The organism is uncultured Desulfosarcina sp. (assembly GCF_963664155.2).
Taxonomy (GTDB): domain Bacteria; phylum Desulfobacterota; class Desulfobacteria; order Desulfobacterales; family Desulfosarcinaceae; genus Desulfosarcina.
The window spans coordinates 4884257-4908829 of record NZ_CAXXXH010000001.1 but is presented as its reverse complement, the minus strand read 5'-3'; the positions used below and the strand labels follow the sequence as shown (position 1 = coordinate 4908829).

At 52.6% G+C, this 24573-nt stretch carries 24 protein-coding genes and 1 tRNA gene; 14 read left to right on the top strand and 11 right to left on the bottom strand.

All coding sequences use genetic code 11. The annotated features are described in order from the left end of the window. Positions 1-220: 220 nt before the first annotated feature. From ACHZBS_RS22375 to mpl, 10 genes are all read right to left on the bottom strand, one after another. Entirely contained in the window at positions 221-1669 is a 1449-nt protein-coding gene (locus ACHZBS_RS22375; RefSeq protein ID WP_319408721.1) for a TrkH family potassium uptake protein, read from the bottom strand. After that, positions 1670-3034 carry a Trk system potassium transporter TrkA gene (gene trkA / locus ACHZBS_RS22370; RefSeq protein WP_319408720.1) on the bottom strand — a complete coding sequence of 455 codons (1365 nt, stop codon included), beginning with the start codon at positions 3032-3034 and terminating at the stop codon, positions 1670-1672. A 148-nt stretch (positions 3035-3182) separates the two neighbouring features. Next, the gene (locus ACHZBS_RS22365; protein WP_319408719.1) at positions 3183-3923 is read right to left on the bottom strand and encodes an energy-coupling factor transporter transmembrane component T; all 741 of its coding nucleotides are present in this window, start codon (positions 3921-3923) and stop codon (positions 3183-3185) included. Continuing rightward, a complete protein-coding gene (locus tag ACHZBS_RS22360; protein ID WP_319408718.1) occupies positions 3911-4660 on the bottom strand; it encodes an ABC transporter ATP-binding protein in 750 nt (249 codons plus the stop codon). Before ACHZBS_RS22360 ends, ACHZBS_RS22365 begins: the two co-directional genes overlap by 13 nt. Positions 4661-4663: 3 nt before the next feature. Next, positions 4664-5224: a biotin transporter BioY gene (locus tag ACHZBS_RS22355; protein WP_319408717.1), complete on the bottom strand. Its 561-nt coding sequence runs from the start codon at positions 5222-5224 to the stop codon at positions 4664-4666. A 119-nt stretch (positions 5225-5343) separates the two neighbouring features. Further along, on the bottom strand, positions 5344-6270 hold the full coding sequence (locus ACHZBS_RS22350; protein ID WP_319408716.1) for a biotin--[acetyl-CoA-carboxylase] ligase: 927 nt from the start codon (positions 6268-6270) through the stop codon (positions 5344-5346). A 92-nt stretch (positions 6271-6362) separates the two neighbouring features. Next, positions 6363-7376 (bottom strand): nitronate monooxygenase, encoded by a 1014-nt coding sequence (locus ACHZBS_RS22345; RefSeq protein ID WP_319408715.1) that lies wholly within the window; start codon positions 7374-7376, stop codon positions 6363-6365. Between the two features lie 65 nt (positions 7377-7441). Further along, entirely contained in the window at positions 7442-8455 is a 1014-nt protein-coding gene (locus ACHZBS_RS22340; RefSeq protein ID WP_319408714.1) for a beta-ketoacyl-ACP synthase III, read from the bottom strand. Positions 8456-8881: 426 nt separating this feature from the next. Next, on the bottom strand, positions 8882-9259 hold the full coding sequence (locus ACHZBS_RS22335; RefSeq protein ID WP_319408713.1) for a hypothetical protein: 378 nt from the start codon (positions 9257-9259) through the stop codon (positions 8882-8884). Positions 9260-9521: 262 nt separating this feature from the next. Then, the gene (mpl, locus tag ACHZBS_RS22330) at positions 9522-10946 is read right to left on the bottom strand and encodes a UDP-N-acetylmuramate:L-alanyl-gamma-D-glutamyl-meso-diaminopimelate ligase (protein ID WP_319408712.1); all 1425 of its coding nucleotides are present in this window, start codon (positions 10944-10946) and stop codon (positions 9522-9524) included. Positions 10947-11205: 259 nt separating this feature from the next. On the opposite strand from mpl, the gene ACHZBS_RS22325 reads away from it, so the two are divergent. From ACHZBS_RS22325 to ACHZBS_RS22305, 5 genes are all read left to right on the top strand, one after another. Beyond that, entirely contained in the window at positions 11206-12045 is an 840-nt protein-coding gene (locus tag ACHZBS_RS22325; RefSeq protein WP_319408711.1) for a Sir2 family NAD-dependent protein deacetylase, read from the top strand. Positions 12046-12178: 133 nt separating this feature from the next. Continuing rightward, positions 12179-13684 (top strand): sigma 54-interacting transcriptional regulator, encoded by a 1506-nt coding sequence (locus tag ACHZBS_RS22320; RefSeq protein WP_319408710.1) that lies wholly within the window; start codon positions 12179-12181, stop codon positions 13682-13684. Between the two features lie 174 nt (positions 13685-13858). Continuing rightward, positions 13859-14215, top strand: a complete 357-nt coding sequence (locus ACHZBS_RS22315) for a hypothetical protein (RefSeq protein ID WP_319408709.1) — start codon at positions 13859-13861, stop codon at positions 14213-14215. A 20-nt stretch (positions 14216-14235) separates the two neighbouring features. Further along, on the top strand, positions 14236-15174 hold the full coding sequence (locus ACHZBS_RS22310) for a M23 family metallopeptidase (RefSeq protein ID WP_319408708.1): 939 nt from the start codon (positions 14236-14238) through the stop codon (positions 15172-15174). 110 nt (positions 15175-15284) lie between these two features. Beyond that, positions 15285-15590 (top strand): hypothetical protein, encoded by a 306-nt coding sequence (locus ACHZBS_RS22305; RefSeq protein ID WP_319408707.1) that lies wholly within the window; start codon positions 15285-15287, stop codon positions 15588-15590. A gap of 81 nt (positions 15591-15671) precedes the next feature. On the opposite strand, the gene hemL is transcribed toward ACHZBS_RS22305, so the two are convergent. Further along, positions 15672-16955 (bottom strand): glutamate-1-semialdehyde 2,1-aminomutase, encoded by a 1284-nt coding sequence (hemL, locus tag ACHZBS_RS22300; protein WP_319408706.1) that lies wholly within the window; start codon positions 16953-16955, stop codon positions 15672-15674. A gap of 217 nt (positions 16956-17172) precedes the next feature. Between hemL and ACHZBS_RS22295 the strand changes: the two genes are divergently transcribed. From ACHZBS_RS22295 to ACHZBS_RS22255, 9 genes are all read left to right on the top strand, one after another. Continuing rightward, positions 17173-17931 carry an RNA 2'-phosphotransferase gene (locus ACHZBS_RS22295; protein WP_319408705.1) on the top strand — a complete coding sequence of 253 codons (759 nt, stop codon included), beginning with the start codon at positions 17173-17175 and terminating at the stop codon, positions 17929-17931. A gap of 87 nt (positions 17932-18018) precedes the next feature. Continuing rightward, a tRNA-Lys gene (locus ACHZBS_RS22290) sits at positions 18019-18095 on the top strand. A 210-nt stretch (positions 18096-18305) separates the two neighbouring features. Continuing rightward, complete coding sequence (gene rpsF, locus ACHZBS_RS22285) at positions 18306-18737, top strand: 30S ribosomal protein S6 (RefSeq protein ID WP_319408704.1); 432 nt, start codon at positions 18306-18308, stop codon at positions 18735-18737. A gap of 3 nt (positions 18738-18740) precedes the next feature. Further along, entirely contained in the window at positions 18741-19004 is a 264-nt protein-coding gene (gene rpsR, locus ACHZBS_RS22280) for a 30S ribosomal protein S18 (RefSeq protein WP_319408703.1), read from the top strand. Between the two features lie 51 nt (positions 19005-19055). Next, positions 19056-20027 (top strand): YybS family protein, encoded by a 972-nt coding sequence (locus ACHZBS_RS22275; RefSeq protein ID WP_319408702.1) that lies wholly within the window; start codon positions 19056-19058, stop codon positions 20025-20027. A 32-nt stretch (positions 20028-20059) separates the two neighbouring features. Beyond that, positions 20060-20509 (top strand): 50S ribosomal protein L9, encoded by a 450-nt coding sequence (gene rplI, locus ACHZBS_RS22270; protein WP_319408701.1) that lies wholly within the window; start codon positions 20060-20062, stop codon positions 20507-20509. 77 nt (positions 20510-20586) lie between these two features. Beyond that, entirely contained in the window at positions 20587-21948 is a 1362-nt protein-coding gene (gene dnaB, locus ACHZBS_RS22265) for a replicative DNA helicase (RefSeq protein WP_319408700.1), read from the top strand. Next, the gene (gene hflX, locus ACHZBS_RS22260) at positions 21945-23585 is read left to right on the top strand and encodes a GTPase HflX (RefSeq protein ID WP_319408699.1); all 1641 of its coding nucleotides are present in this window, start codon (positions 21945-21947) and stop codon (positions 23583-23585) included. The genes dnaB and hflX overlap by 4 nt, the downstream gene beginning before the upstream one ends. Positions 23586-23688: 103 nt before the next feature. Beyond that, positions 23689-24459, top strand: coding sequence for an inositol monophosphatase family protein (locus tag ACHZBS_RS22255; protein WP_319408698.1), 771 nt, complete (start codon positions 23689-23691; stop codon positions 24457-24459). Positions 24460-24573: the final 114 nt, after the last annotated feature.

Sequence of the window (24573 nt, the reverse complement as noted above, 5' to 3'; positions counted from 1 at the left end):
GATTCGAGGTTTCAAGGATTCGAGATTTTAAGGTGATATAGCACTAAATTAAGGTGGTTAGACTAAATTCAGTAGGAAGAATCGAACCCATTTTTTCCCTTTTAGCGATCAGCTGTGGACCATAAGATAGATAAACCCAATAGGCCTCAACGATCGTCATCCTTGCACCATCGTCCCGTTTACTTCATCCCGCGACCCCTCGAATCCTTGAACCCGTGGGCTATTTTCTCCAGAATTCAGGCACCACCAGTATGATGAGGGTGAAAATTTCAAGGCGCCCCAGCAGCATGCACCACGACAGCAGCCACTTTCCCCAGTATGGAATCTGGGCGAAGTTTTCGACCGGTCCCACCATGCCGAAGCCCGGCCCGATATTGCCGATCGTAGCGGCCACAGCCCCGAGAGCGGTGACAAAATCGACCCCGGTGCCGGCCAGCAGTACAGTGGAAATGGCAAACAGGGCCATGTAGAGGGCCAGGAAGCCGAGCACACTTCTCACGACATCCTCGGGTACGGTTTTCCCGCCGATCTTGATGTGGGAAACGGCCCGCGGGTGGATCATGGTAAAGAGTTCTTTATAGCAATACTTGAAGCAAAGCATGATGCGAAGACACTTCATGCCGCCGCCGGTGGAACCCGCCGACGCTCCTGCAAACATGCACAGGAAGATGATGATCTGCGACATACCCGGCCACAATTCATAATCGGCCGTCGCGTAGCCGGTGGTAGTCACGATGGAAACCACCTGAAAGGCGGCGTAACGCAGGGCCTGGCCGGCATCCGCATACACCGTGCGGTAAAGGTTGGCCGTGACCACGAGGGTCAGGACCAGACACATGACCAGATAGAACCGGCACTCCGAGTCTTTCCAGAACGCCAGCGGACGACCCTTTAAAACCTGGTAGTGAAGTGAGAAGTTGATGCCGGCCAGCAGCATAAACACAGTAATGACGGCATCGATATATACACTGTCAAAGTGGGCCACCGACGCGTTTTTCGTTGAAAAGCCACCCGTAGGCATGGTGGTGAAGGCATGGTTCAAGGCATCGAAAAAAGTCATGCCGCCCATCATCAGCAACAGCGTCTCGGCCACAGTGAACAGGGCGTAAACCTTCCACAGAATCAATGCCGTATCGCGGATGCGGGGCTTGAGCTTGTCCGGGACCGGGCTGGGCACCTCGGCCTTGTAAAGCTGCATGCCGCCGACACCCAAAAAGGGAAGGATGGCGATGGACAGGACGATGATGCCCATCCCCCCCAGCCACTGGATGAAACTGCGCCAAATCAACAAACCCTGGCTCAGGCCTTCGATGTCGGTCAGGATCGATGATCCGGTGGTGGTAAATCCGGAAACGGACTCGAAAAACGCATCCACAAATAAAAAGGAGCCGTCGGAATAATAAAAAGGAAGCGCCCCGAACAGACCGATGGCTGTCCATCCCAGGGATACAATGGCCATGCCTTCGCGCTGGCTCATGGTGTCGGTCTTCTCGTGTCTGAACAAGCCCATTAGGGCGATACCACAAACCAGGGTAATGCCCATGGCTTTAACCAGCGGCATCAGGCTGCGATCCATGGAAAACAGGTCGAAGGTCAGGGGAACCACCATGGTACCGCCGAAAAAAAGGGTCAATACCCCGACGGTCTTGAGGATATAGCGCCAGCGCAATTAAATATACTCCAGTTTTACGGCCAGAATCTTCTCGACGCCGGGGATGGCCTCGCGGGTGGCGAAAATGATGATCCGGTCGTCCGGTTCGATGACGCTGTCGCCGCTGGGGATGATAATGGCCTCCTGGCGGATAATACCGGCCACCATGGATCCCTTGGGGAAGGCAATTTTTTTCAAAGGCTTGGACACAATATCCGAGGTGGGCAGGGCCAGGGCTTCCATCACCTCCCCCTCTTCTCCTTTAATGGAAATCGCCGAAAGCACTTTTCCTCTGCGGATATGTTGCAGGATGGTATTGATGGCCGACAATCGGGGACTGACCACCTGTTCGATACCGATGGCGGACATGAGGGAAAAATAACTGAATTTATTAATCTGGGTGATGGTTTTCTTGGCACCCAGCCGTTTGGCTAACAGTGACGTTAAAATGTTGGTCTCTTCGTCACTGGTCAGGGTCACCACCAGGTCGGTGTCATGAATATTCTCTTCCACCAGCAGGCTTTGGTCCGACCCGTCACCGTGGAGCACAACGGTCCGCTCCAATCGCTCGGCCAGAATATCGCACCGGATGGCACGCTTTTCGATGACTTTGCAGGAGAGCAGCTTGCCTTCAAGTTGTTTGGCCAGGCGATAGCCGATGCGCCCTCCGCCGACAATGAGCACCCGCTTTACCGGCGTGGCGTGCTTGTCGAAGATGGAGAGGTGTTTGAACAAATTTTTCTCTTCGCTGATAAAGTAGACCAGGTCTCCGTCGCGAAGGTGGTTGTCTCCCTTGGGGATGATCAGCTGGTCGTCACGAACAACAGCGGCGATCAGGGGTCGATCTTCTTGGAGAATACTCGGCAGATCGGCCAGACGCACACCGGCCAGTCGAGAACCGGGCTCCAGATAGACACCGACGAACTTGATGCGGCCGTCGGCAAATTCACCTACGTCCACGGCACCCGGCACGCTCATGAGCCGTTCGATCGTCCGGACCACCTCGATGTCGGGGTTGATGACCGTATCGATATGGGGGGCGTTTACCTTGAATGTGTCATAATAGCGGTCAAAATCGGCTCCCCGCAGCCGGGCCAGCTTCTTGGTGGTGGGAGACAAGGTGTCGGCCATCAGGCAGGCCACCAGATTCACTTCGTCGGAATCGGTGACGGCCAGCATGATTTCAGCTTCACGGATGCCGGCTTCTTCCAGGATGGCGGGACTGCTCCCCGAACCGGTGATCGTCTGAACGTCGAGGCTTTCGGAAAGCCGTTTCAGGGCTTCCGGATCAAAATCGATGACCACCACATCCTTGTTCTCTTGAGCCAGACGGCTGGCAATGTGAAACCCGACTTCACCGGCACCCACAATCACGATTTTCACCGCAATACTCCTTTTTCACCACCTTGCTAAGATTTTTGCCGTAATGCCTTACACCACCGCCCCTGCCCTGTCAAACAAAGTGACATGGATGCCCAGGCACAAGGATCAATGAGGTACAGCAATCGTTGGTCATGATGTGGAAATCTGTTCAGGGAAGGAGAACGGTCAAGGATATTAGAATCCCGGCTCCCAGTGCCATGCCATCACGCCAGGTAAAAAAGAGATCGGGAAGGGTTCGGTGCTCGCTGTAGCACCGGGCTTGCATGGCCGCGGCCAGTTCATCGGCACTTAAAAATACACGACGGAACAAGGGAATCGTGAATTTCATAAGCCGGATCAGCGGGTTTTTGCGTCTTTCAATCCCCCGGGAACGCTGGGCATCGGCTATCTCCGCCCCTTGAAAGAGAATTACCGGTAAAAAACGGACCACCAGCCCGACCATCGTAGCCGCCATTTTTTCGTTTACCAAGGGTACCGGTTTCAGGAACCAGACCAGGGCGGCCCGGATATCGGCAGTCCGGGTGGTGGCCATCAACAGCACCCCCATGATTACCACCAGCAACAGGCGCCAGCACACGATCAGGGCCTCTCCGGCGATCTCTGCAGAAAAGGCGGGCGTCCATCCGCCAGAAAAAGTGATCGTTCGAACTCCGAAGACAAAGCAGAGAAAAAATAGAAAATACCGGATCTCACAAATCAACCGGCGAATGCGCAAACCGGCAGCGTTAAATGAAACCATCATCACGGCGGTGAAAAGCGCCAAAAAAGTCAGCCCCCCCCACAAGCTCGTCACGCTGAGCCCCATGAGCAGGGCCTGCTTGGTTCTGGGATCCATCCGGTGAAGCAGCGATTGGCCCGGCCTGAAGCCGATGGCGGTCAGTTCACCCATGGCCGGATTCCTCTGCCCAGTTGCACGGAGCACGGCGGTCGGATGCCGTAGCGCTCGATGCAGCTGATCACCTCGGCCGGTATCCCGTCTTTTACGACGCGTCCTTTGGCCATGACCACCAGCCGCTGGGCATGGGCAATGACCTTCTCCAAATCGTGGGTGGTAATGATAATGGTATGCCCTTTTTTGTGCAGGTCGAGAATATGGTTCAGCACCCGGCACGTGGCGGGATAGTCAAGGTTGGAAAAAGGCTCGTCCATCAGCAGTACACGAGGGGCCATGGCCAGCACACCGGCAATGGCCAGACGACGTTTTTCACCACCGGAAAGATGGTGGGGCCGTTTATTTTCAAATCCGGAAAGATCAACCGCCGCCAGTGCCTGATTTACCCGTTGGTTGATCTGCTGCCGCTCAAATGCCAGGTTTTCCGGTCCAAACGCCGCGTCATCGTACACGGTTTCTCCGACAATCTGGCTGTCGGCATCCTGAAATACCATCCCCACCTGTTGCCGAGCGGCCAAGGGATCCGCTTTCACCGATTTGCCGCATACGGTCACCGTCCCGGAGTCGGGAAAAAGCAGCCCGTTAAGGTGGCGCAACAGGGTGGTTTTGCCGGAACCGTTGGCCCCGGCGATGACCGTGAAATCTCCCTCGTAAAAAGTCAGGGTGACATCGTCGATCCCCTGTGTGCCGTCGGCGAAACGATGACACAGGTGGGAAGTCTGAATGATGGACACGGGTTATCCTGCAGTTCTTACGGCGGTGAAGGTGCCGTCCATCATTGGCCTTAGGGCCCTGGCGATGGGAATGGCGGCTGCAATTTTCAAGGCATCGCCGATCAGAAAGGGCAGCATCCCCACGGCGAATGCCTTTGAAAAACTCATCCCCGTGACCACCTTCAGCCATGAAACGCCGAACGCGTATATGATCAAAGTGCCGGCAACCATGGCCAGCACATCAATGGCCACACGCCCCCGGCCGCTTTCCGAAATGAGCCCGATCAGGTAGGCTGCAGCGGCAAACCCCAGCAGGTATCCGCCGGTGGGTCCCACGAATTTTCCGACACCACCGGTTCCGCCGGCAAATACCGGCAGCCCCGCGGCGCCGGCCAGCAGATAAACCGCAATGCTGATCAATCCCCACCGGCCGCCCAAAAGCAGTCCGGCCAGCATGATAAACAGGTTTTGCAGGACAATGGGCACCGGACCGATGGGGATGGCGATGTAAGCACCGGCAGCGGTCAGGGCAGCCATGAGGGCCGCATACACCATCCGTTTCAATTGTTGTGCAGATTCATCCATAAAAGGAGTTCTCCTTTATCGGTTCGTTGGGTTCTTTGAGTTCGTCGGTTTTTTGGGGTTGAAGATATAAAAACGGTACCATCACCGCATTGAAACACTTCAGCCGTCGATCTATCCCCTTAACGGTGAAAACAGTCGCCAACCATCACCGTTTGGTAGGTCCCATCGGCCAGCCGAAGAATCAGGCCGCCATGGGCATCCACATCCACGGCAGTCCCTTCAACCCTGTCCTTAACGGTCATAACGCGAACCTGCCGGCCAAGGGTCACATTGTTTAATCTCCATTCGTCAAGGACGGCGTGGGGATCAAACGTCGACATCCGCCTTTCAAAGGCATCCAGGAAAGCCACAAGGATCTCCCGGCGCGGCACGGGTCGGCCCAACAGCGTTTTAAGGGAGATGGCAATGGGTTCTTCGGTTTCCGGAGTGTTGTTGACATTGAGGCCGACACCGATATTCATGTGGGACACCTGATCTCCTTCGGCTTCCATCTGGGACAGAACGCCGCAGATCTTAAGGCTGTTCACCAGGATGTCGTTGGGCCACTTCAAACGAGCATCTATCTGGTACCGGGACCGCAGCAGGTTGGCCATGTCGCTCGCTGCCGCCAGATTCACCAAACCGGCCAGCATCATGGGGATATCCGGGCGGACGACGACGGTGAAATAAAGGCCGCCATCGGTCGACAGCCAGGTCCGTTGCATACGCCCCCGGCCGCAGGTCTGACGCTGGGCCACCACCACGGTAAAATCGGCACAGCCTTTTCGCGCCAGGACCATGGCCTCGTCCATGGTGGAACCGGTCTCCTGGAAATAATGGATGCGATCTTGCCATGCACCCAAGGCCCACGGCACCAGACTGTCCGGATCACGGGTCATGCGATAGCCTTTGGGAGAGGAGATGATGGAAATGCCGGACTCGACGAGTCCCTTGATATGTTTCCAGACGGAAACCCGGCTGATCCCCAATTCGGCGCTGAGGGTTTCACCGGAAATGACGCCCTCGGCCCGATTCAGGATGTTGAAAATTTTCTGTTTGGAATCCATTTGGTTAACCCCTAAATAGAGTATGGTTAACCAAATTCAAGGAGGGATGTCAACACCATACTGGCGCAATCAGGAAAAGAAATACAAACGGATTAGCTTGAAAAAATTTTGGAAAGCCGCTGCATTTCAGTCTCGCCATCGTTGACCAGTTCATCGAAAATGCCCTGAAGGGGAAGAATTTTATCCGCCAGACCTACGCTCTGGCCGGCCATGAGGGATCCTTTTTTCATATCACCGTCAACGACGGCATTTTTTAACGCTCCCATCCAGAAGCGTTCCACCTCATACTGGGCCTCCATACGATCGATGGTGTTTTCTTCAAGTTTTCTGATAAGGTTCAGCTGCAGTTTGCCGAATTCATTCGTACCCACATTTTTTAATGCACGAACCGGAATCACGGGAAGGCGGCTGTCAAACTGGGGGGTGGCAACAGCATCCCTGGCCTTGGCCCGTCTGAAGGTTTCTTTGAAATGAGGATGCACGGCACACTCCTCGGACATGACAAAACGGGTGCCCATCTGGATACCGGCAGCCCCCATCATCAGCAGGTGGGCCATCATCCGGCCAGTGGCGATTCCTCCGGCAACAAAAATGGGCACCGATTCCACATTGAACAAAATCTGCTGGATCAGCACGGTCAGGGATACCGGCCCGATATGCCCACCGGCTTCCGATCCTTCCAGAATCAGTGCATCCGTACCCATCTTGATCAGTTTCAAAGCCAATTGTTCGGTCGGCGCAAAACAGATCACCCGTGCCCCGCTCTCCTTGGCTTGCTGAATCTCATTTTCCTTGGGGATCGAACCGGCAAAGACAACCACGCGACACTTCATCTCACACACCATCGCCAACTGTTCCTGATATGCCGGTGCGATGGTGATCAGGTTGACGCCGAAGGGTTTGTCCGAGATTGACCGGGTCTCCTCGATCTCTGCCCGAAGCACATCGACTGGCGCATTGCCCCCGGCCAACAAGCCAAAACCACCGCAGCGGCCCATGTGGCTGACCAATCTGGGATCGCTCACCCAGGTCATGGCGCCGCACATGTTGGGAATCTCACAACCCAGGAATTGCCTGCCCTTTTCAAAAAATCGGTCAAGAAGCATATTCTTCCTCCGGGGGGACCATTAGCCCCTGAATCGAATCACACTTGCGCGTTGTTGAAGTGAAGCTACCAGCGCATCAAAATGGCGCCGTATGTCAGACCGGCGCCGAAGGAATCAAGCAGGATCAGTTGTCCCTTCTGAATTCTGCCATCTCTCACCGCCTCGTCCAACGCCGTGGGAATGGTGGCCGCTGATGTATTTCCGTACCGGTCCACGTTCACCACTACTTTTTCCATGGGACAATTCAGACGTTTGGCCACTGCTTCGATAATCCGATAGTTCGCCTGATGGGGAATAAACCAGTCGACGTCGTCAATGCTGAAGCCGTTGCTTTCCAATGACCGGGAGGCAAAATCGGCAAGGGTGCGGACGGCCACTTTGAAGATCTCTTTGCCATACATCCGTATTTTATGCAGGTTTTTGGAAAAGCGCCCGGGGGTGACCTCCTTGCGTGATCCCCCCGCGGGAATATAAAGCAATTCCCACAGGTTCCCGTCTGACAACAGATGACTGGACAGGATGCGCGCCGGCGCATTGGGATCGGTTCGTTCCACGACGGCGGCACCGGCACCGTCGCCAAAAATAATGCACGAGCCTCGATCCTGCCAGTTGATGAACGGGTTGAGCACCTCGGCGCCGACAACCAACGCTGTCCGGGTCTGGCCGGACTGGACGAATTTGTCCGCCGTGGATAGTCCATAAATAAATCCCGAGCAAGCGGCATTGATATCCATGGCCCATGCTTGTGGGGCATCGATTTTATGTTGAAGCCAGCATGCTGTCGACGGAATCAGGGTGTCAGGCGTACAGGTGGCATAGATGATCTGATCGATGTCTCCTGGCGTCCGGCCGGCCATGTCCAGCGCCCTTCTGGCCGCAGCCACGCCAAGGGATGAATTGTGTTCGTCGGGGTTGTCCAGATTGGAAAACCGGCGTTCGCGAATGCCCGTGCGCTCGCGAATCCACTTATCGTTGGTGGAAATATTGTCCCTTTCCAACCGAACGACGATGTCATCGTTGGTCACGCGATTTTCAGGAAACGCGCAGCCGGTTCCGGTAATTGTGGCAGCATATCTCATGGATCGTTAGAACCTCTATGCAGAGAAATGAACAATACCCGACATGAATGGTCTACTTAATCGGCTTTTAGTTGATTGATACCGATATAATTATTTGTTTTTAATTAAATTAAATTTTTTCAAATGCAAGTTGCAAGTAATTGAAAGCCATGGCATTGTCAAGGTTTTATAAGAAGACACAGGAAGCAACAGCATGAGCGGGGAGAAGAAAAACGGCTAATTATGAATTTAACTTATTGTTATATAATAATTTTAATGCTTTTCAAGGATGTGCACGGAAGTTTTTATGGACACCGGTGCCATTTTTTATCGGCGACAGAGTAAACATTGTTAACTTATTTTACTACCACTAACAAGCGGAAAACTAGTTATTTAAAAATGACAACCATCCTGGTAATGGCCGATTGTACTGGAAAAACGATCAAATTATTCCTCTTTTTCCGCGTCATCGTCGGCAATATGAATTTTAGGCGTCCATGTCGAGAACGGGTTGGCGTCATCAAGAATATCTCTGCGTACAAATGAAAGATATTGCGCCATTTTCTTGTTTTCCCAGTTATCGGACCAGCCTTCTCCATCACCGATCAGAATTGCCTCGATCATCAACTTATCCGATTTTTCTGAAACCTGGTTTTCTAGAATTTGCGCTGCAGCATACGCTCTTTGAAGCCGCAGTTCCAAAGATGCCAATAAATTTTCAACCAGTTTTCCGGTAGATAACCCCACATGTTTAGCCCTTTTTTTTAACCTGGCATATGCGGACGAACTCATGGGAAATTGAACCGGTTTTTCATCGTCAACCATGTGTCAATCGTTCCTGACTTTATCTCATCAAATGCGGGAGCATCTTCTCTGTTTTTAGCTATTCGGCTATTCGATATTGAAAAACCGGAGAATCCACATCCTGCAACCCAAAAACTGAATTTATTCGAGTTTAGGCGCATTGATTTAAATTTTCAACATATTTTTTAAAATAAACTTATTTTTTTAAAATAAACCGCTTCACAAAACCAATAAATTTTTTGCGCGCTACTCGGTCGCATGCTGACAACCTGCGTCTCAGCATTTACAGCGCCTCCAGCAAGCGTTCATGGATATTATCGAACCCTCCGTTGGACATAATCAGAATCACATCCCCCCCCATGGATGATTCGGCCAGGTCATCAATAATGGATTCCGTATCCTCAAAATGGGCCGCATCCTTTCCGCTTTGTTTCAACTCGGCAACGAGCTGTTCGCTGGAAAATCGTTCATCTTCAGGGATTTTTTGAAGCAACGACGGTTTTCGGACACAAATTCGATCTGCGGGACCGAAAACGGTCGCATAATCCTGCTGAAATACCTTGCGCATACTCGAATTCGTTCTTGGCTCGAAAACGGCAACGATCCGGTTTTTGGAAAAATGGGATCTGACTGCCCTGAGCGTCTCTTTTACGGCAGTGGGGTGATGAGCAAAATCGTCCATAACAATGATGCCCCGCTTTTCACCTCGGACCTCCTGGCGCCGTCTCACGCCGGCAAAACTGCTCAAGGCCTCGGCGATTTTATCGGGTGTTACCCCCAGATAATCCGCCACTGCGACGGCCGCCAAGGTATTTTTCAGATTGTGCACACCGATCATCCGAGTCCGGAACATACCGTAGTCATGTCCATTATTGATGACCTGAAAGCGGGTAACGGGCGGTTCGATAAAAGTTTCGCCAAGGCGCCAAGGCGAATCCGCTTTCATGCCGTAGGGCAGTTGTTTACAGGATGCCAATCCAGTCAAACCGGCCACATTAGCATCGTCGTCAACGCTGACCAGAAGCGAATCTGGCCTGATGTTCGTGACAAAACGCCCAAAAGCGTCTCGAACATGCTCCAGATCCCGATAAATGTCGGCATGATCGAATTCAACACTGGTCAAGATGGCCGCATCCGGGGTATAGTGAAGGAACTTGGGGCCTTTATCGAAAAAAGCGGTATCGTATTCATCCGCTTCGATGACAATACAGTCTCCCGTTCCGGTCCGGTAGTTGCTCATAAAATTGGGCAGAATGCCTCCGATAATAAATGAAGGCTCCCGGCCAGCGGAAAAAAGGATCCAGGCAAGAATGGCCGACGTGGTTGTTTTCCCGTGAGTTCCTGCCACCAGAACCTGTCGCTTGCCGGCGGCTGCAAACCGATTGACCGCCTGGGGCATGGAGCAGTAACACAGCGCCATCTCTTCGGTGGCGACCACTTCTGCATTTTCCCGCGACACGGCGTTGCCGACCACAACCAGGTCCGGCCGGTGGGTCAAGTGGGATCGGTCAAACCCGGCCATGATGGGAACCCCCTTTTCTTCAAGGAAACGGCTCATCGGCGGGTAAATATTGTTATCCGAACCGGTGACCTGGTACCCCATGTCTTTAAGCATGCAGGCAAGGGCACCCATGGCCGTTCCGCAAACAGCAATCAGGTGAACGGTTTTCACCTTTTTCGGGATTCGGTTGTTTTCCGGCAGAATCATGAAGTCCGATTCCTTAAAATCATATTGGGTTCGTTTTCAACAGCGCACACCCAGTGCGCACAATGAATCTATTTGTAGACGATTTGTCGGTGAATCACAAGCGGTTCATCTGCCCCTTTTCAACCGGTGACGATTGACGCGTCTCGCATCAGGTGACGACGAGCATGCTCGCGCCGGCCGTCTACTATTAAAGAAATATCGTCACCGGAGCCAATTGATTTTGCCTGTCGGCAATACCCATCATAAAGTGTGAATACTTTTGAGCATAGCATCGGCCAATCAGCTGTTGACTGAAGTTATTCAGGGCAATGGAAGCGTAACCGTTCTCACCGGGGCGGGTATATCGGCGGAAAGCGGCATTCCCACCTTCAGGGGACCTGAAGGATTCTGGATCATCGGTTCCAAAGAATATCACCCCCAGGAGATGGCCACGCTTGCCATGTTCAGCAGAAATCCGGAAGCGGTCTGGGTGTGGTATCTGTATCGCATGGACCTGTGCAGAAAGGCCCGGCCCAACGCCGGTCACCGGGCCCTGGCATCTATGGAATTCCATCTTAAAAACCAATTTACCCTGATCACCCAAAACGTAGACAACCTGCACATCCTTGCCGGAAACAGCCTGTCGCGAACCCTTCAGATTCATGGCAATATTTTCCAGGCTCGCTGTGCATCGGCCTGCACGGATGACATCTTTCCCCTGCCTGAAAATCTGCCCCCAAAGGCAAAAGGAAGCATGTTGACTGATAGCGAATGCCGGCAACTGAAATGCCCCATCTGCGGCAGCTGGCTTCGACCGCACGTACTCTGGTTCGACGAAACCTATAACGAACGCCATTACCATTTTAACACCGCACTTGAGACGGCGAAGCGGACCCGCCTGCTGATCACCGTTGGCACTGCCGGAGCCACAACGTTACCCAACCATATCGTCAACCTCGTGCTCAGCAACGGCGGTCTAATGTTTGACATCAACGTGACCGATAATCCTTTTGGCGGTCTGGCCATGCAATCGCGCCAGGGAATCTTTATCAAAGGTACCAGCAGCGAAGCCCTGGTCGCGCTGGCCCGTACAATCGCGTCAGCTCAGGTTAATCTTTAATGATATCCATCATTTGATTTGACACCTGATGGATGCATGAGCTAATATGAGGCCCAGTTAATAACACTTCTTTACTCGGCAACAATTTTCTTTTCCCCAATAACCGGCCTAATCGCCACAAAGATCATAGGTTATGAACACAGACACCTGCGATGCCAACACCCCCATTGACCAGTTGAAGGCCATTTCATCCTGGGTTTCTTCCGTACAGGATCTGGACAAACTCCTCCAATTGATTATCGAATCGGCTACGGGCGTCGTGCGAGGGGAAGCCGCCTCACTGCTTCTGCTGGACCCCACGACCGACACGCTCTATTTCAAGGTGACCACCGGCGCCAAAGGCGAGGAGGTCAAAGAATTCAGGATAAAGATTGGCCAAGGAATCGCCGGCCACGTGGCTAAGACCGGCCACCCCCTGCTCATTGCCGATGCCCAGCAAGACAACCGGTGGATGCGCGAAATCAGCGACAGCATTGATTATGAAACCCGTTCGATGGCCTGCGTCCCCTTAAAAATAAACAGCAGTATCATTGGTGTCGTTCAGGTCATCAACAAAAAAGACAACACCCAGTTTACCCAGGCGGACATGGCCGTTCTCGAAGAATTTGCCAGCCTCGCCGCCCTGGCCATCGGCAGTGCACGAAGCCTTGAGCAGGTTCGCCAGGAGAATTTGAACCTGAAAAAGGAGTTGGGGGAAAAGCACCAGATCATCGGCAAAAGTATTATTTTAAACAAAGTGTTGGAAGACGCTCAAAAACTCTCCCGCACCAAAACCACCGCCCTGATCCAAGGAGAAAGCGGGACGGGAAAAGAACTGCTGGCACGTCTGATCCATCGTGAGAGCCCACGCAAAGACAAACCGCTGGTGGTTCTGAACTGTGCAGCCCTACCCGAACCCCTTTTAGAATCGGAACTCTTCGGCCACGAGAAAGGCGCATTTACCGGTGCGGCAGGCCGCAAGCTCGGAAAGTTCGAAACCGCCCACGAAGGAACCCTCTTTCTTGATGAAATCGGCGAAATGGCCCCGGGTATACAGGCCAAACTGCTGCGTGTGCTCCAGGAAGGTGTCTTTTACCGAGTCGGTGGCAACATCCCCATCACCGTTGATGTGCGGGTGCTATCTGCCACCAACAAGAATCTGAAGAAAGAGGTGGAGGAGGGAAAATTCCGTGAAGATCTGTTTTACCGGCTGAACGTGGTTCAACTCAATATACCCCCGCTGAGAGAACGCCTCGAAGACGTCACCTTTCTGGTCGAGCATTTTCTTGATGTGTTTAAAAAGGAGACCGGCCTGTCGGACCTGACCATATCTGAAGCCGCCATGGACAAGATGTGCCGCTACGACTGGCCCGGCAATATTCGCGAGTTGAGAAACGCAATCGAACGCGCCGTGGTTATGGGAAACGGAAAGACAATCATGCCGGAAGATCTGCCCATCGCCTCATCCCTGCCCAAATTCGCCGGTCTGAAAGTCGGACTCACCCTCGACGAAGCCCTCAATGAATTCAAAAAAGAATTTATCCTGCTCAACCTTAAACATACCAGTGGTAACAGAAGCAAGGCCGCGAAAGTAATGGATATTCAGAGAACTTACCTGTCACGGTTAATCACCCGGTATGACATCCGGGATCTTGCCTGATCCTGCTTTTTTTCATTCCCATTTAAGACATTCCCAAAACTGCCGATACTCAGATTAGGTCTGATGCACTCCCCAATTGTCAAAGCAATTCATGGCATCAAAATTGCTTTAAGATTGCTAAGTTGAATTGAGCAATTGGCACTGAGCAGACTATAGTATTCCGGAGGTATTGTCATGACAGCCATTGAAATGAACACCAGCACCGTCAGCGAGTTTAGGCAATCATTGAAATCCGCAGGATTTTACAGTGTGGAGTTTGCTGTAGACGAACCGCATCCACTCTATCAATTCAAAATATGGCACAGCGAATCCAGTCCCATGTTCGTTGTGGTCAAGGAAAATTCTGCAGTTCTTCCCAAGCTCAAGGCCGGTAACGTTCTGAACATGACCTATTACAGCAATGACGCCCAAGGCCCCAAAAAACAAATCGAAACCCGCATTGGGCACATTTCCAGCGAACGGGAAGGCCGTTTCGAGGGGCATTGCACAATTGACCTGGTTCCGGTTAACCAGGCAACCTTTCAGAATTAATGCCTTTACAGGCTTGATCAATGATGGTGATGATGAAGAAAAAACTGACCCTGTTGATTTTTGACGCTGCCGGCACCCCTGTCAAACAGACAACCATTCCCAGAGTCCTGTTTCCGATGACCGCCATGATTGTTATAGTTGCAGCAATCGTCCTATATCTGGGCATTTCCGACTACCTTCGCTTGAAAAACGAAGTGAAGGATATCCATAGTCTCCGTACAGCTCTGCGGACACAAGAAGAACTGGCTGTTCAGCACCAGAGTCAAATCGTTTCTTTCTCAAACAAAATTAACTCCTTAAATACAAAATTGGCCGAACTTGGCAATTTCGAACAAAAAATCCGAATCATTGCCAATCTTGAACCCAGCAATGACGGGTCAAGTCTCTTTGGTGTGGGTGGTTCTGATCCGGAAGACCTGGATCCCTCGACAATGATGGAACAGGATTACCAGGAGCTTGTCAGAGACATGCACGTTGAAATCAATGAAATCGATCAGGCTTCCCATGACCAGCAAAATTCATTTTCGTCGATCTTGAACCAGTTGGAAGGAAAACGGAACTTATTGGCGGCCACTCCCTCGATCCGCCCGTTAAAAGGGTGGATATCGTCGCGTTTCGGATACCGGGAGTCTCCCTTTACCGGCCGCCGCGAATTTCATCGAGGACTTGACATCGCCACGTTTGAAGGATCGCCGATCATTACGCCGGCCGACGGCATTGTCACCTATGCCGGCAATAAAGGGCTGATGGGTAATATGGTTACCATTGAACACGGATTCGGAATGGTAACCCGGTACGGTCATACGCAGAAAATACTCAAGAAAAAGGGCGACCGCGTGAAACGGGGTGAAGTTATCGCCCTGGTAGGCAATACAGGTCGGAGCACCGGTCCTCACCTCCACTACGAAGTCCGCTTAAATGGGGTGGCCGTCAATCCCATGAACTATTTCTTAAATTAACGGTTGAGGACGGTTGCACAAAAACAGACGTATTTTGTCACTCGGGCGAAATAAAAATGCACAGAAAAATCTGACATCAAGACACCGCCATTAAAAACAAGGATCCAAAAATGAAAAAAACAGTTTTCTTGATGTTATCAGCGATGGCAATCTTATTCTGTGGCTGCACCACCGGTTCCGGATATAGCTTGCTTAGAACTGCCGGCCCCGGCTATGCGCTGATCAATGCAAATACACTCCCCCCACTTAACGTAGATGATGGTCGCGGGGTCTGCCTGTCTATTTCCGCCAACTCATCACTGAACATCGATGTCGAATGCATTCTCGAGTATGTCCAGGAAGACTCCGCCTTCGACCCTGCAGACGAGCGAAGCGACCATCTGAATCCATGGTTACGCTTGAATTATTCCTTTTGATCCGCGTCCGAAAAAAGTTGACCATCAAAACCCCTTGCCGGACAGGTCGCCGGCAAGGGGTCTTATCTGCATAATCTTTCTCTAAAGATTGGCAAACACAGTCTCAGCAGCAGACAGGGTCTGTTCGACGGCCTCATCATCATGGGCCGCTGACAGGAAAAACGCCTCAAACTGCGATGGCGCCAGATAAATGCCGTTTTCCAGCATCCCTTTGAAGTATGACGCGAATCGCTGCAGGTTGGATGTTTTGGCGTCGGCAAAATTTTTCACCGGTTGATCGGTAAAAAACATGCCCAGCATCGCGCCTGACCTGGCACAGGAAATCGGGATATGGGCTTTTTCGGCAAACGAAGTCAATCCGGCGATCAACTTTTCACCTTGCGCGTTCAAGCTTTCATAGAACCCAGGAGTTTTCAATTGCTTCAACGTCGCTATGCCCGCGGCCATGGCCAACGGATTACCGGACAGGGTCCCGGCTTGATAAACGGATCCCATGGGGGCGATATGCTGCATAACATCACTTCGGCCGCCGTAAGCACCCACCGGCAGTCCCCCACCGATAATTTTACCAAAGCAGGTCAGGTCAGGGGTTATGCCATAACGTTCCTGGGCCCCGCCAAAAGCGACCCTGAAGCCGGTCATAACCTCATCGAAAATGAGTATGGCACCATATTTTTCTGTCTTTTCACGGAGGGTTTCAAGGAACTGGTCATCGGGCAGCACCAACCCCATGTTTCCGGCCACCGGTTCCACAATGATACAGGCAACCTGGTCACCCTTTTCCGCCATTACCTTTTTTACCGTATCGATGTCATTATAGGGAAGCGATAAGGTGTGCTCGACAAACGCGGCGGGGACGCCTGAACTGCCGGGAATTTGCAGGGTCGCGACGCCGGAACCCGCTTCCACCAGCAGGGAATCGGCATGCCCGTGGTAACAGCCGTCAAATTTGATGATCTTATCCCGACCAGTATAACCCCGTGCCAGCCGGATGGCACTCATGGTGGCTTCCGTTCCCGAATTAACCATTCGCACCATATCCACCGAAGAAACGGCCTCGACGATCAGTTCTGCCAATTCAATTTCAAGTTCGGTTGGCGCCCCGAAACTCGTTCCTTTCTCCAGGGCGGATAAAATGGCCTCGATCACCACAGGGTGCCGGTGGCCCAGGATCATCGGGCCCCAGGATCCGATATAATCGATATACGCGTTGCCGTCGGCGTCAAACAACCGACACCCGTCGGCATGATCGATAAACAGCGGATCCGTTCCCACGGAACGGCAGGCCCTTACAGGGCTGTTCACACCGCCGGGAATCAGTTTCTGTGCCCGTTTGTACAATACGGTGGATCTCTCCTTGTTCATTGCTTTGCATCCTTTCTGATTTAAGGGGATCGAAATGAAACCTGTTGACTTTTTGGTTATTGGATGCGGAAACTACCAAACACGAGTTGGCAGGTCAAGCCGGGCAGAAGCTGAGGGCAAAGAACGGAAGTTCGAAGACGGAAGACCGTCGGGCTTAATCCATGATGGCTGATCGAATTTTAAACCCAACAAACGCAACACGCTTTTCCGACGACCGATGAAACATCGCCAAGCCGTATATAAACTCTCAAAATTTCTTGTCTATATCCTTGGCCGACAGCCGGACGAATTCGGCCTGCTTCCCGACGAGCACGGCTACGTAAGCATCAAAGACCTTATGAAGGCCCTGGGCGAAGAACCCGGTTGGCGCCATGTGCGGTTGGCTCAGATTCGTGAAGCGATCTACTCAACCGGTTCACCACCGGTTGAGATCGAAAGCAACCGGATCCGCGCCGTTGACCGATCCCTTCTCTTTTTTCCGGAAGTCCCGGACTGCTTTCCGAAACTGCTATTTTACCCGGTTCGCCGGCGAGCCTACCCCGTCTTTTTAGAAAAAGGCCTGCCCGCTGCCACCTCCGGGAATCGAATCATCCTATCCAACGATATGGTCATGGCCCAGCGGCTTGGCCGGAGAATCGATCAATCCCCCGTAATTCTGACCGTGAATTCGGAAAATGCCCGGGAAAAAGGTGCCACCGTATGGCGCTTCGGCAGATTATTGTTCCTTTCAAACTGTTTGCCGCTTGGCAGTTTCAGCGGGCCACCCCTTCCCAAAAAACAGCCGGGTCCCAAGCAGGTGGATATACCCAAATCCCCAGCGGTTCCAAAGACACCGGGAGGTTACCTGGTGGACCTGACGATGAATTCGACTGCCAGCGATCAATCCAAAAAAAAATCACGTCAGCGCAAAAATGAATGGAAGCGGAATAGGACGCGAATCAACCGGACCAAGGCCAAAGGATGGCCGGATGAATAGATCGTCTATTTGGCCTGAAACGGAAAAAACGCATTGACATCAGCTATTCTGGCTGTTATTAGACGCTTTTGTTTTGGCAACACAAAGGGGCCGTTAGCTCAACTAGGCAGAGCACCTGACTCTTAATCAGTAGGTTGAAGGTTCGATTCCTTCACGGCCCACCAACGAATTTTCCAAGGGACGGTAACGCCGCCCCTTTTTTTATGGTGCAAATCAAAAAACCTTCACCACGGTTTGGGGTAGCCTGATTTGCACTAAGCGCTTGACAGTTTTTCTCAGTTGGTGATATTTGTATTAATTTTTGTTGATTCCGATGGAATCACTCATCCTTGCTCCGGCCCTGAGTCGGGGCTTTTAAGCCACAAGGAGGTTTTATGAAGCGGTACGAAACGATCGTCATTATTGACCCGGACCTCTCGAAGGAGGCGGAAACGCCTATCTTTGAGAGGCTAAACGACCTGATTCCCCAGTATAAGGGGTTTCTGATCGAAACGGATGACTGGGGCACAAAAAAACTGGCCTACGACATCAAGAAAAAAAACCGGGGACACTATGTGAGATTGGATTTTTGCGGTGACGGGGCATTGGTTCAGGAGATGGAACGGTTTTTCAGAATTGACGACAAAGTCATGAAGTTCATGACAGTCCTGCTGGATGAGGATGTTGACCTTGACGTCATCAAATCCGATCTGGCGGAAAAAGCGGCAGCAGCGGAGCAGGCGGCAGCCGAAAAGGCTGACGAAGCCGTTGAAACTGAAGCACCCACCGAGAACAATGAACCTATCGAAGCAAAAAAAGAGGAGTAACCCATGGCTGTTTCAAAACCCCGCCCCCGAAGAAAGAAAAAAAGAATTTTTCACCGGCGCAAAGTTTGCCGGTTCTGCGCAGACCAGAGCCTTGTAATCGATTACAAGGATCCTCGATCACTGAAGTATTTCACCACCGAACGGGGAAAAATTATACCGCGGAGAATTTCGGGCGCCTGTGCCAAACACCAGCGGGCCCTGACCCATGCCATCAAGCGTGCGCGGACCATTGCCCTGCTGCCATATGTAGGGAACTTTGACCTGTAGCCGGTCAGGTTCACCCGGTGGGACAAGAACGCCTATTTCCAGGAGAAACGGATGGCGCCGTTGCCATTTCAAAGTGGAGTATCGAAAGATATCGCTACCGGCGTGATGGCCACCCTCGTCATCTTTTCCGTTTCGGTCTTTATGCCGGTGGTAGGCTTCCTCTTCTCCATATTCATTCCCCTGCCGGTTCTTTTTTACCGGGCCAAACTGGGCAGACGCCGCGGCGTGATTGTTCCGCTGGTGGCCATCGCGGTAATGGGTCTCGTTTTTGGTGGATTAACCATGGACATTCTCTTTTTCGCAGGGCTCATGTTCCTGGGTTTTGCCATGAGCGAAATGTTCGAAAAAAAGCTGTCCGTGGAAATAACCGTCGTGGCCGCCTGCAGCATTGTATTAGGTGCCGGTCTGGTTGGCATCCTGCTCTATTGCACCGTCGCCAACACGGGGATACACGCCCTGGTTTCAACGTACGTAGCCACGAATCTAGCGTTGTCCCTTGACTTATATAAAGGTATTGGCATTCCGCAGGAGACCATTGACACCATTTCCGGCTCCCTTGACCAGATTCAATATGTGCTGGTACGGATATTGCCGTCACTGGCCGCCGCATCCATCCTGTTTGTGGCGTGGACCAATTTAATTGCCGCACGGCCGATCATGGAACGCCGGGGTCTTTCTTTTCCGGATTTCGGTCATCTCAATCACTGGCGGGCTCCCGAACCGTTGATATGGGGTGTTATCTGCTGCGGCCTGATCATGTTTTTGCCCGCAACGGAGATCCGGCTGATCGGCGTCAACGGCTTGCTGGTGCTGCTGACGATCTATTTCATTCAGGGTATCGCCATTGTTTCGTTTTTCTTTGAAAAAAAGAAACTGCCGCGGGCCTTTCGGGTGGTCCTGTACATGATGATTGCTTTCCAACAACTATTCCTGCTGGTAATCATCTGCATCGGGCTATTTGACATGTGGATCAATTTTAGAAAAATTGACACGAATAAGCGTGAACCGGACCTGCCCGCGTAAAATCCAGGCGGTCCTTATTTTGGAGGCTAAGCATGAAAGTAATTTTGAAAGAAACCATCAGTTCGTTAGGCATCATCGGAAGCGAAGTCAATGTGGCAGACGGATATGCACGCAACTACCTGCTCCCCCAAAGCAAAGCCGTTCCGGCTACCCCCCAGCAACGCAAGCTTCTTGAGCAGGAAAAGGCTAAATTTGAACTGCAGATCGCCAAGGAAAAAGAGTTTGCCCGCGAAATGGCCAACCGTCTTGAAGCCGTCATGGTGACTATCGCATCAAAAGTCCACGAGGCGGACAAGCTCTATGGTTCCGTAACCGTTCGAGACATCATTGACGCCCTGAAGAAACAGGATGTCGAGGTGGAAAAACGGATGGTGCTGCTCAATGAACCCATTAAAACCATCGGCACGTTCAAGGTCCCCATCCGCGTATACCAGGGCATCAAGCCGGAGATTACCGTGGAAATCGTTCCCGAGGAAGCGTGATTCAATACTGATCGCCGGGAGTCCTCGCGCCAAAGCGGCAAAAGGCTCCCGGCGTTTATTCAAAAAGTTGATTGTCCATGCCAGAAACCCTTCATCCGGCACCCAAAGACCCCGCATTCCATAAACTTCCACCCCAGAGCATCGAGGCTGAAGAATCGATTCTCAGTGCCATCCTGATCGACAACAGCACGCTCATCGACATTCTCGAAATCCTGTCCGCCGATGATTTCTACAAGACTGCCCACAAAATCACCTTTACCGCCATAGAGACGCTGTATGCCAAGAGCGAACCGGTGGATCTGGTGACCTTGAGCAATATTCTCAGGGAAAAGGACGAGTTGGAAAAAATAGGCGGCGCCGCCTATCTGGCCCGGCTGGTGGATGCCGTGCCCATGGCGGTCAATGCACACCACTACGCCCGGATCATTCACGACAAAGCCATCTTAAGACGTCTCATCGAACGCTCCAACGCCATCTCCAATCGGTGTTTCGAAGACCGCGGAGAAGTCGAAAACGTCATCGAATTCGCCCAGAGCGCCATTTTCGAACTTTCCGAAGGAAAGACCAAGCAGGCCTTTTTTCCGATCAGTAAAATAATCGAAGCCAATATCGACGCGTTAGAGGAAAGGCAGGGCAACCGGGCCCTGGTCACCGGTGTCACCACCGGTTTTTCGAAGCTGGACGCGCTCACCTCTGGGTTTCAAAACTCCGATTTGATCATCATTGCCGGCCGACCGGCCATGGGAAAAACAGCCTTTGCCCTGAATATGGCCCGCAATGCAGCCATCGAGGGGGAAGTGCCGGTGGCCATCTTCTCCCTTGAAATGTCAAAAGAGCAACTCTCCATGCGGATGCTGTGCGCCGAGGCCCGGGTGGATTCATCCCGCATCCGCAGCGGTTTCTTGAACAAAGAGGACTGGAACCGAATCACCGACGCTGCCGGCCGGCTCACCGAAGCCCCCCTCTTTATCGATGACTCACCGGATATTTCTACCACGTCCATTCGGACCAAATCCATGCGCATGAAAATGGACAAGGGCCTTGGCATGATCATCATCGACTATCTTCAACTCATGCGGGGCAACGCCAATATCGAACGGCGTGATCTTGAAATCTCGGACATCTCCCGCTCCCTGAAAATTCTAGCCAAAGAACTGAACATACCCGTCATCGCGCTGTCCCAGCTCAACCGGAAACTGGAGGAAAGAAGCGACAAACGCCCTCAATTGTCTGACCTGAGGGAATCCGGTGCCCTGGAGCAGGATGCTGACCTGGTGGCCTTCATCTACCGGGATGAAGTATACAACCGGGATGAAAACAGCCCCCACAGGGGCACGGCGGAAATCATTCTGGCAAAACAGCGAAACGGCCCCACCGGCATGGCTCCCCTGGCTTTTTTGAAATCTTACACCCGGTTCGAAAACCTGGCCACTGAATGAAAGAGATCTTCGGCAACCGGTTAGGGCTTAAGGCCAGCCAAATCAAGCGGTTGGAAAATCTCGGCCGCCGACGGGTCCCTCCCCAATCCATCGTCTCCCACGAGTTGTGCCGAGACCTATGCGCCCTCTCTGCCGAGACCAGCCGACAGATCGGTCTGCTTATCGATCGCAGTGGAAAGATCGCTCAAATCCTGATGGGGGAAGTGGACCGCATTGTTATCCCCGATCTGAAAGATTACCGGCTGGCACCGGACCGTCTGCGGGGGCTCCGATGCGTCCACACGCATCTGACCGAAAGCCCCCTCACCCAGGACGACCTGACCGACCTGGCTCTCCTTCGATTGGATCTCATGGCAGTCATCACCATGACTGAAACCGGTGCACCGGAAGCCATCCACTGGGCCCACATCCTTCCGGGTGGAAGCGAATCGAGCCCTTACCAGATCATGGATCCGATCCCGCCCTTCCGGCCGGAGATCGACTGCATTGACATGATTCAGGCGCTCGAAGCCGAATTGGCCCGCAAAAAGACGGATACGGGCAGCCAGGCAGGATCGGAACGCGCCCTGCTGGTCAGTGTTTTTACCGGATCCCGAAAAGATGCCGTTGATTCGCTGGATGAGTTGAAGGAGTTGACCCGTACGGCCAATATCAGCATTATTGATACCGTTTTGCAGCAACGCAAAAAAGCCAATCCCCGTTTTCTCATGGGAAGCGGCAAGCTGGACGAATTGTCCATCATGGCGCTTCACCGGGGAGCCACATTGATCATCTTCGACCAGGAACTCAATCCTTCCCAAATACGCTCCATTACCGACCGCACTGAAATTAAAGTGATTGACCGGACACAACTGATCCTTGATATCTTCGCCCAGCGGGCTCAGACCCGGGAGGGTAAACTTCAGGTGGAACTGGCCCAGTTGAAATACATCCTTCCCCGACTGGTCACCAAGGACACCGCCATGTCCCGCCTGACAGGCGGCATCGGCGGGCGCGGTCCGGGAGAAACCCGCCTTGAAATCAGCCGGAGACGGGCCAGGGACCGCATTCGGCGCCTTGAGCAGGCAGTGGCAACCGTTCAAAAAAACCGCAGCCAGCAGCGAAGCCGACGAAGCAAGAAGGGCCTGCCCATCATCTCCATCATCGGCTATACCAATGCGGGAAAATCAACCCTGCTCAACCAGTTGACCCAAAGCAGGGTCCTGGCCGAAAACAAGCTGTTTGCCACACTGGACCCCTCCAGCCGGCGCCTGCGGTTTCCCCGGGACATCGAGGTGATCATCACCGATACCGTGGGGTTTATCCGGGATCTACCCAAAGAGTTGGTGGCCGCCTTCAGGGCCACGCTGGAAGAGTTGGAAAATGCCGACCTGCTGCTGCATATCATCGACATCAGCAATCCACGCCACCCGGACCAGATCCGTTCTGTTGAAACCATCCTCGCCGAACTCAACCTGTGCAGCATACCCACGATACGGGTGCTCAATAAAATGGACCTGGTGGATTCTGAAATTCGCGACCATCTGATTCACCGTTTGGATGGGATCGCGGTCAGCGCGTTAAACCGATCAACGCTGAAGCCCCTGTCTGAAAAGATGGAGGCTGCTGTGGAACATCTTTACGGGAACAACGCCTGAGCAGGTCTTATATTTTAATATTTTATAAAATATTTAAACAGTTAATGTTCAACTGACAATTCGGTTGACAGAGTGCATGAAATATTTGTAAACGTTTCCTCTTATGGACATAGAACGGATCAAACGTGTGGGGATAGCTGCTGCCTGCAGGGGTGGCAAGGTTCTTCAGGAGCATTTCGGCAAGCTTCGGTCAATCCGCAAAAAGGGGGTCATCGATCTCGTCACCGAAGCGGACACCCGATCCGAGGCAATCATCATCGACACCATCGCCAAGGCCTTTCCCGACCACGCCATCCTGGCTGAAGAGAGCGGCACCCATCCGGGCAGCGGTGGGCGATGGATCATCGATCCGTTAGATGGCACCACCAATTTTGCCCACAACCTGCCGCTCTTTTGTGTCTCCATCGCGTTTGCGGTCGATGACCGCATCTTGGCCGGGTTCGTCCTGGCGCCTCTTCTGGGCGAACTGTTCGTGGGGGTCCAGAATCAGGGTGCCCGACTCAACGGCGCGCCCATTTTTGTATCCAGCACCCCCATGCTTGCCGACAGCCTGCTGGTCACCGGCTTCCCCTACGATCACCAGACCCTATTCGATTCCTTGATAGAGCGTTTCGGCCGATGCCTGACGGCCACCCAGGGGGTCCGACGACTTGGCTCCGCTGCCCTCGATCTTTGCTATGTGGCCAGTGGCCGCTTTGACGGCTTCTGGGAACAGCATCTAAAACCGTGGGATACGGCGGCCGGTTTTCTGGTGGCCACGGAAGCCGGTGCCCGAACCACGGTTTTTTCGGGAGCCCCCTATTCCATCGACAAGAATGAAATTGTGAGCACCAACGGCGTCATCCATAATGAACTTCTCAACTTATTGGAGTAATAGGCTTTGCATACACCATCGGAGCAGGATAGGGAACTCTCGTTTGATCAATATGTGGGTTGTTTCGGCAGATACCGGAAGAACGATCTGATATGCCGCCAGCGATGTGCGCTG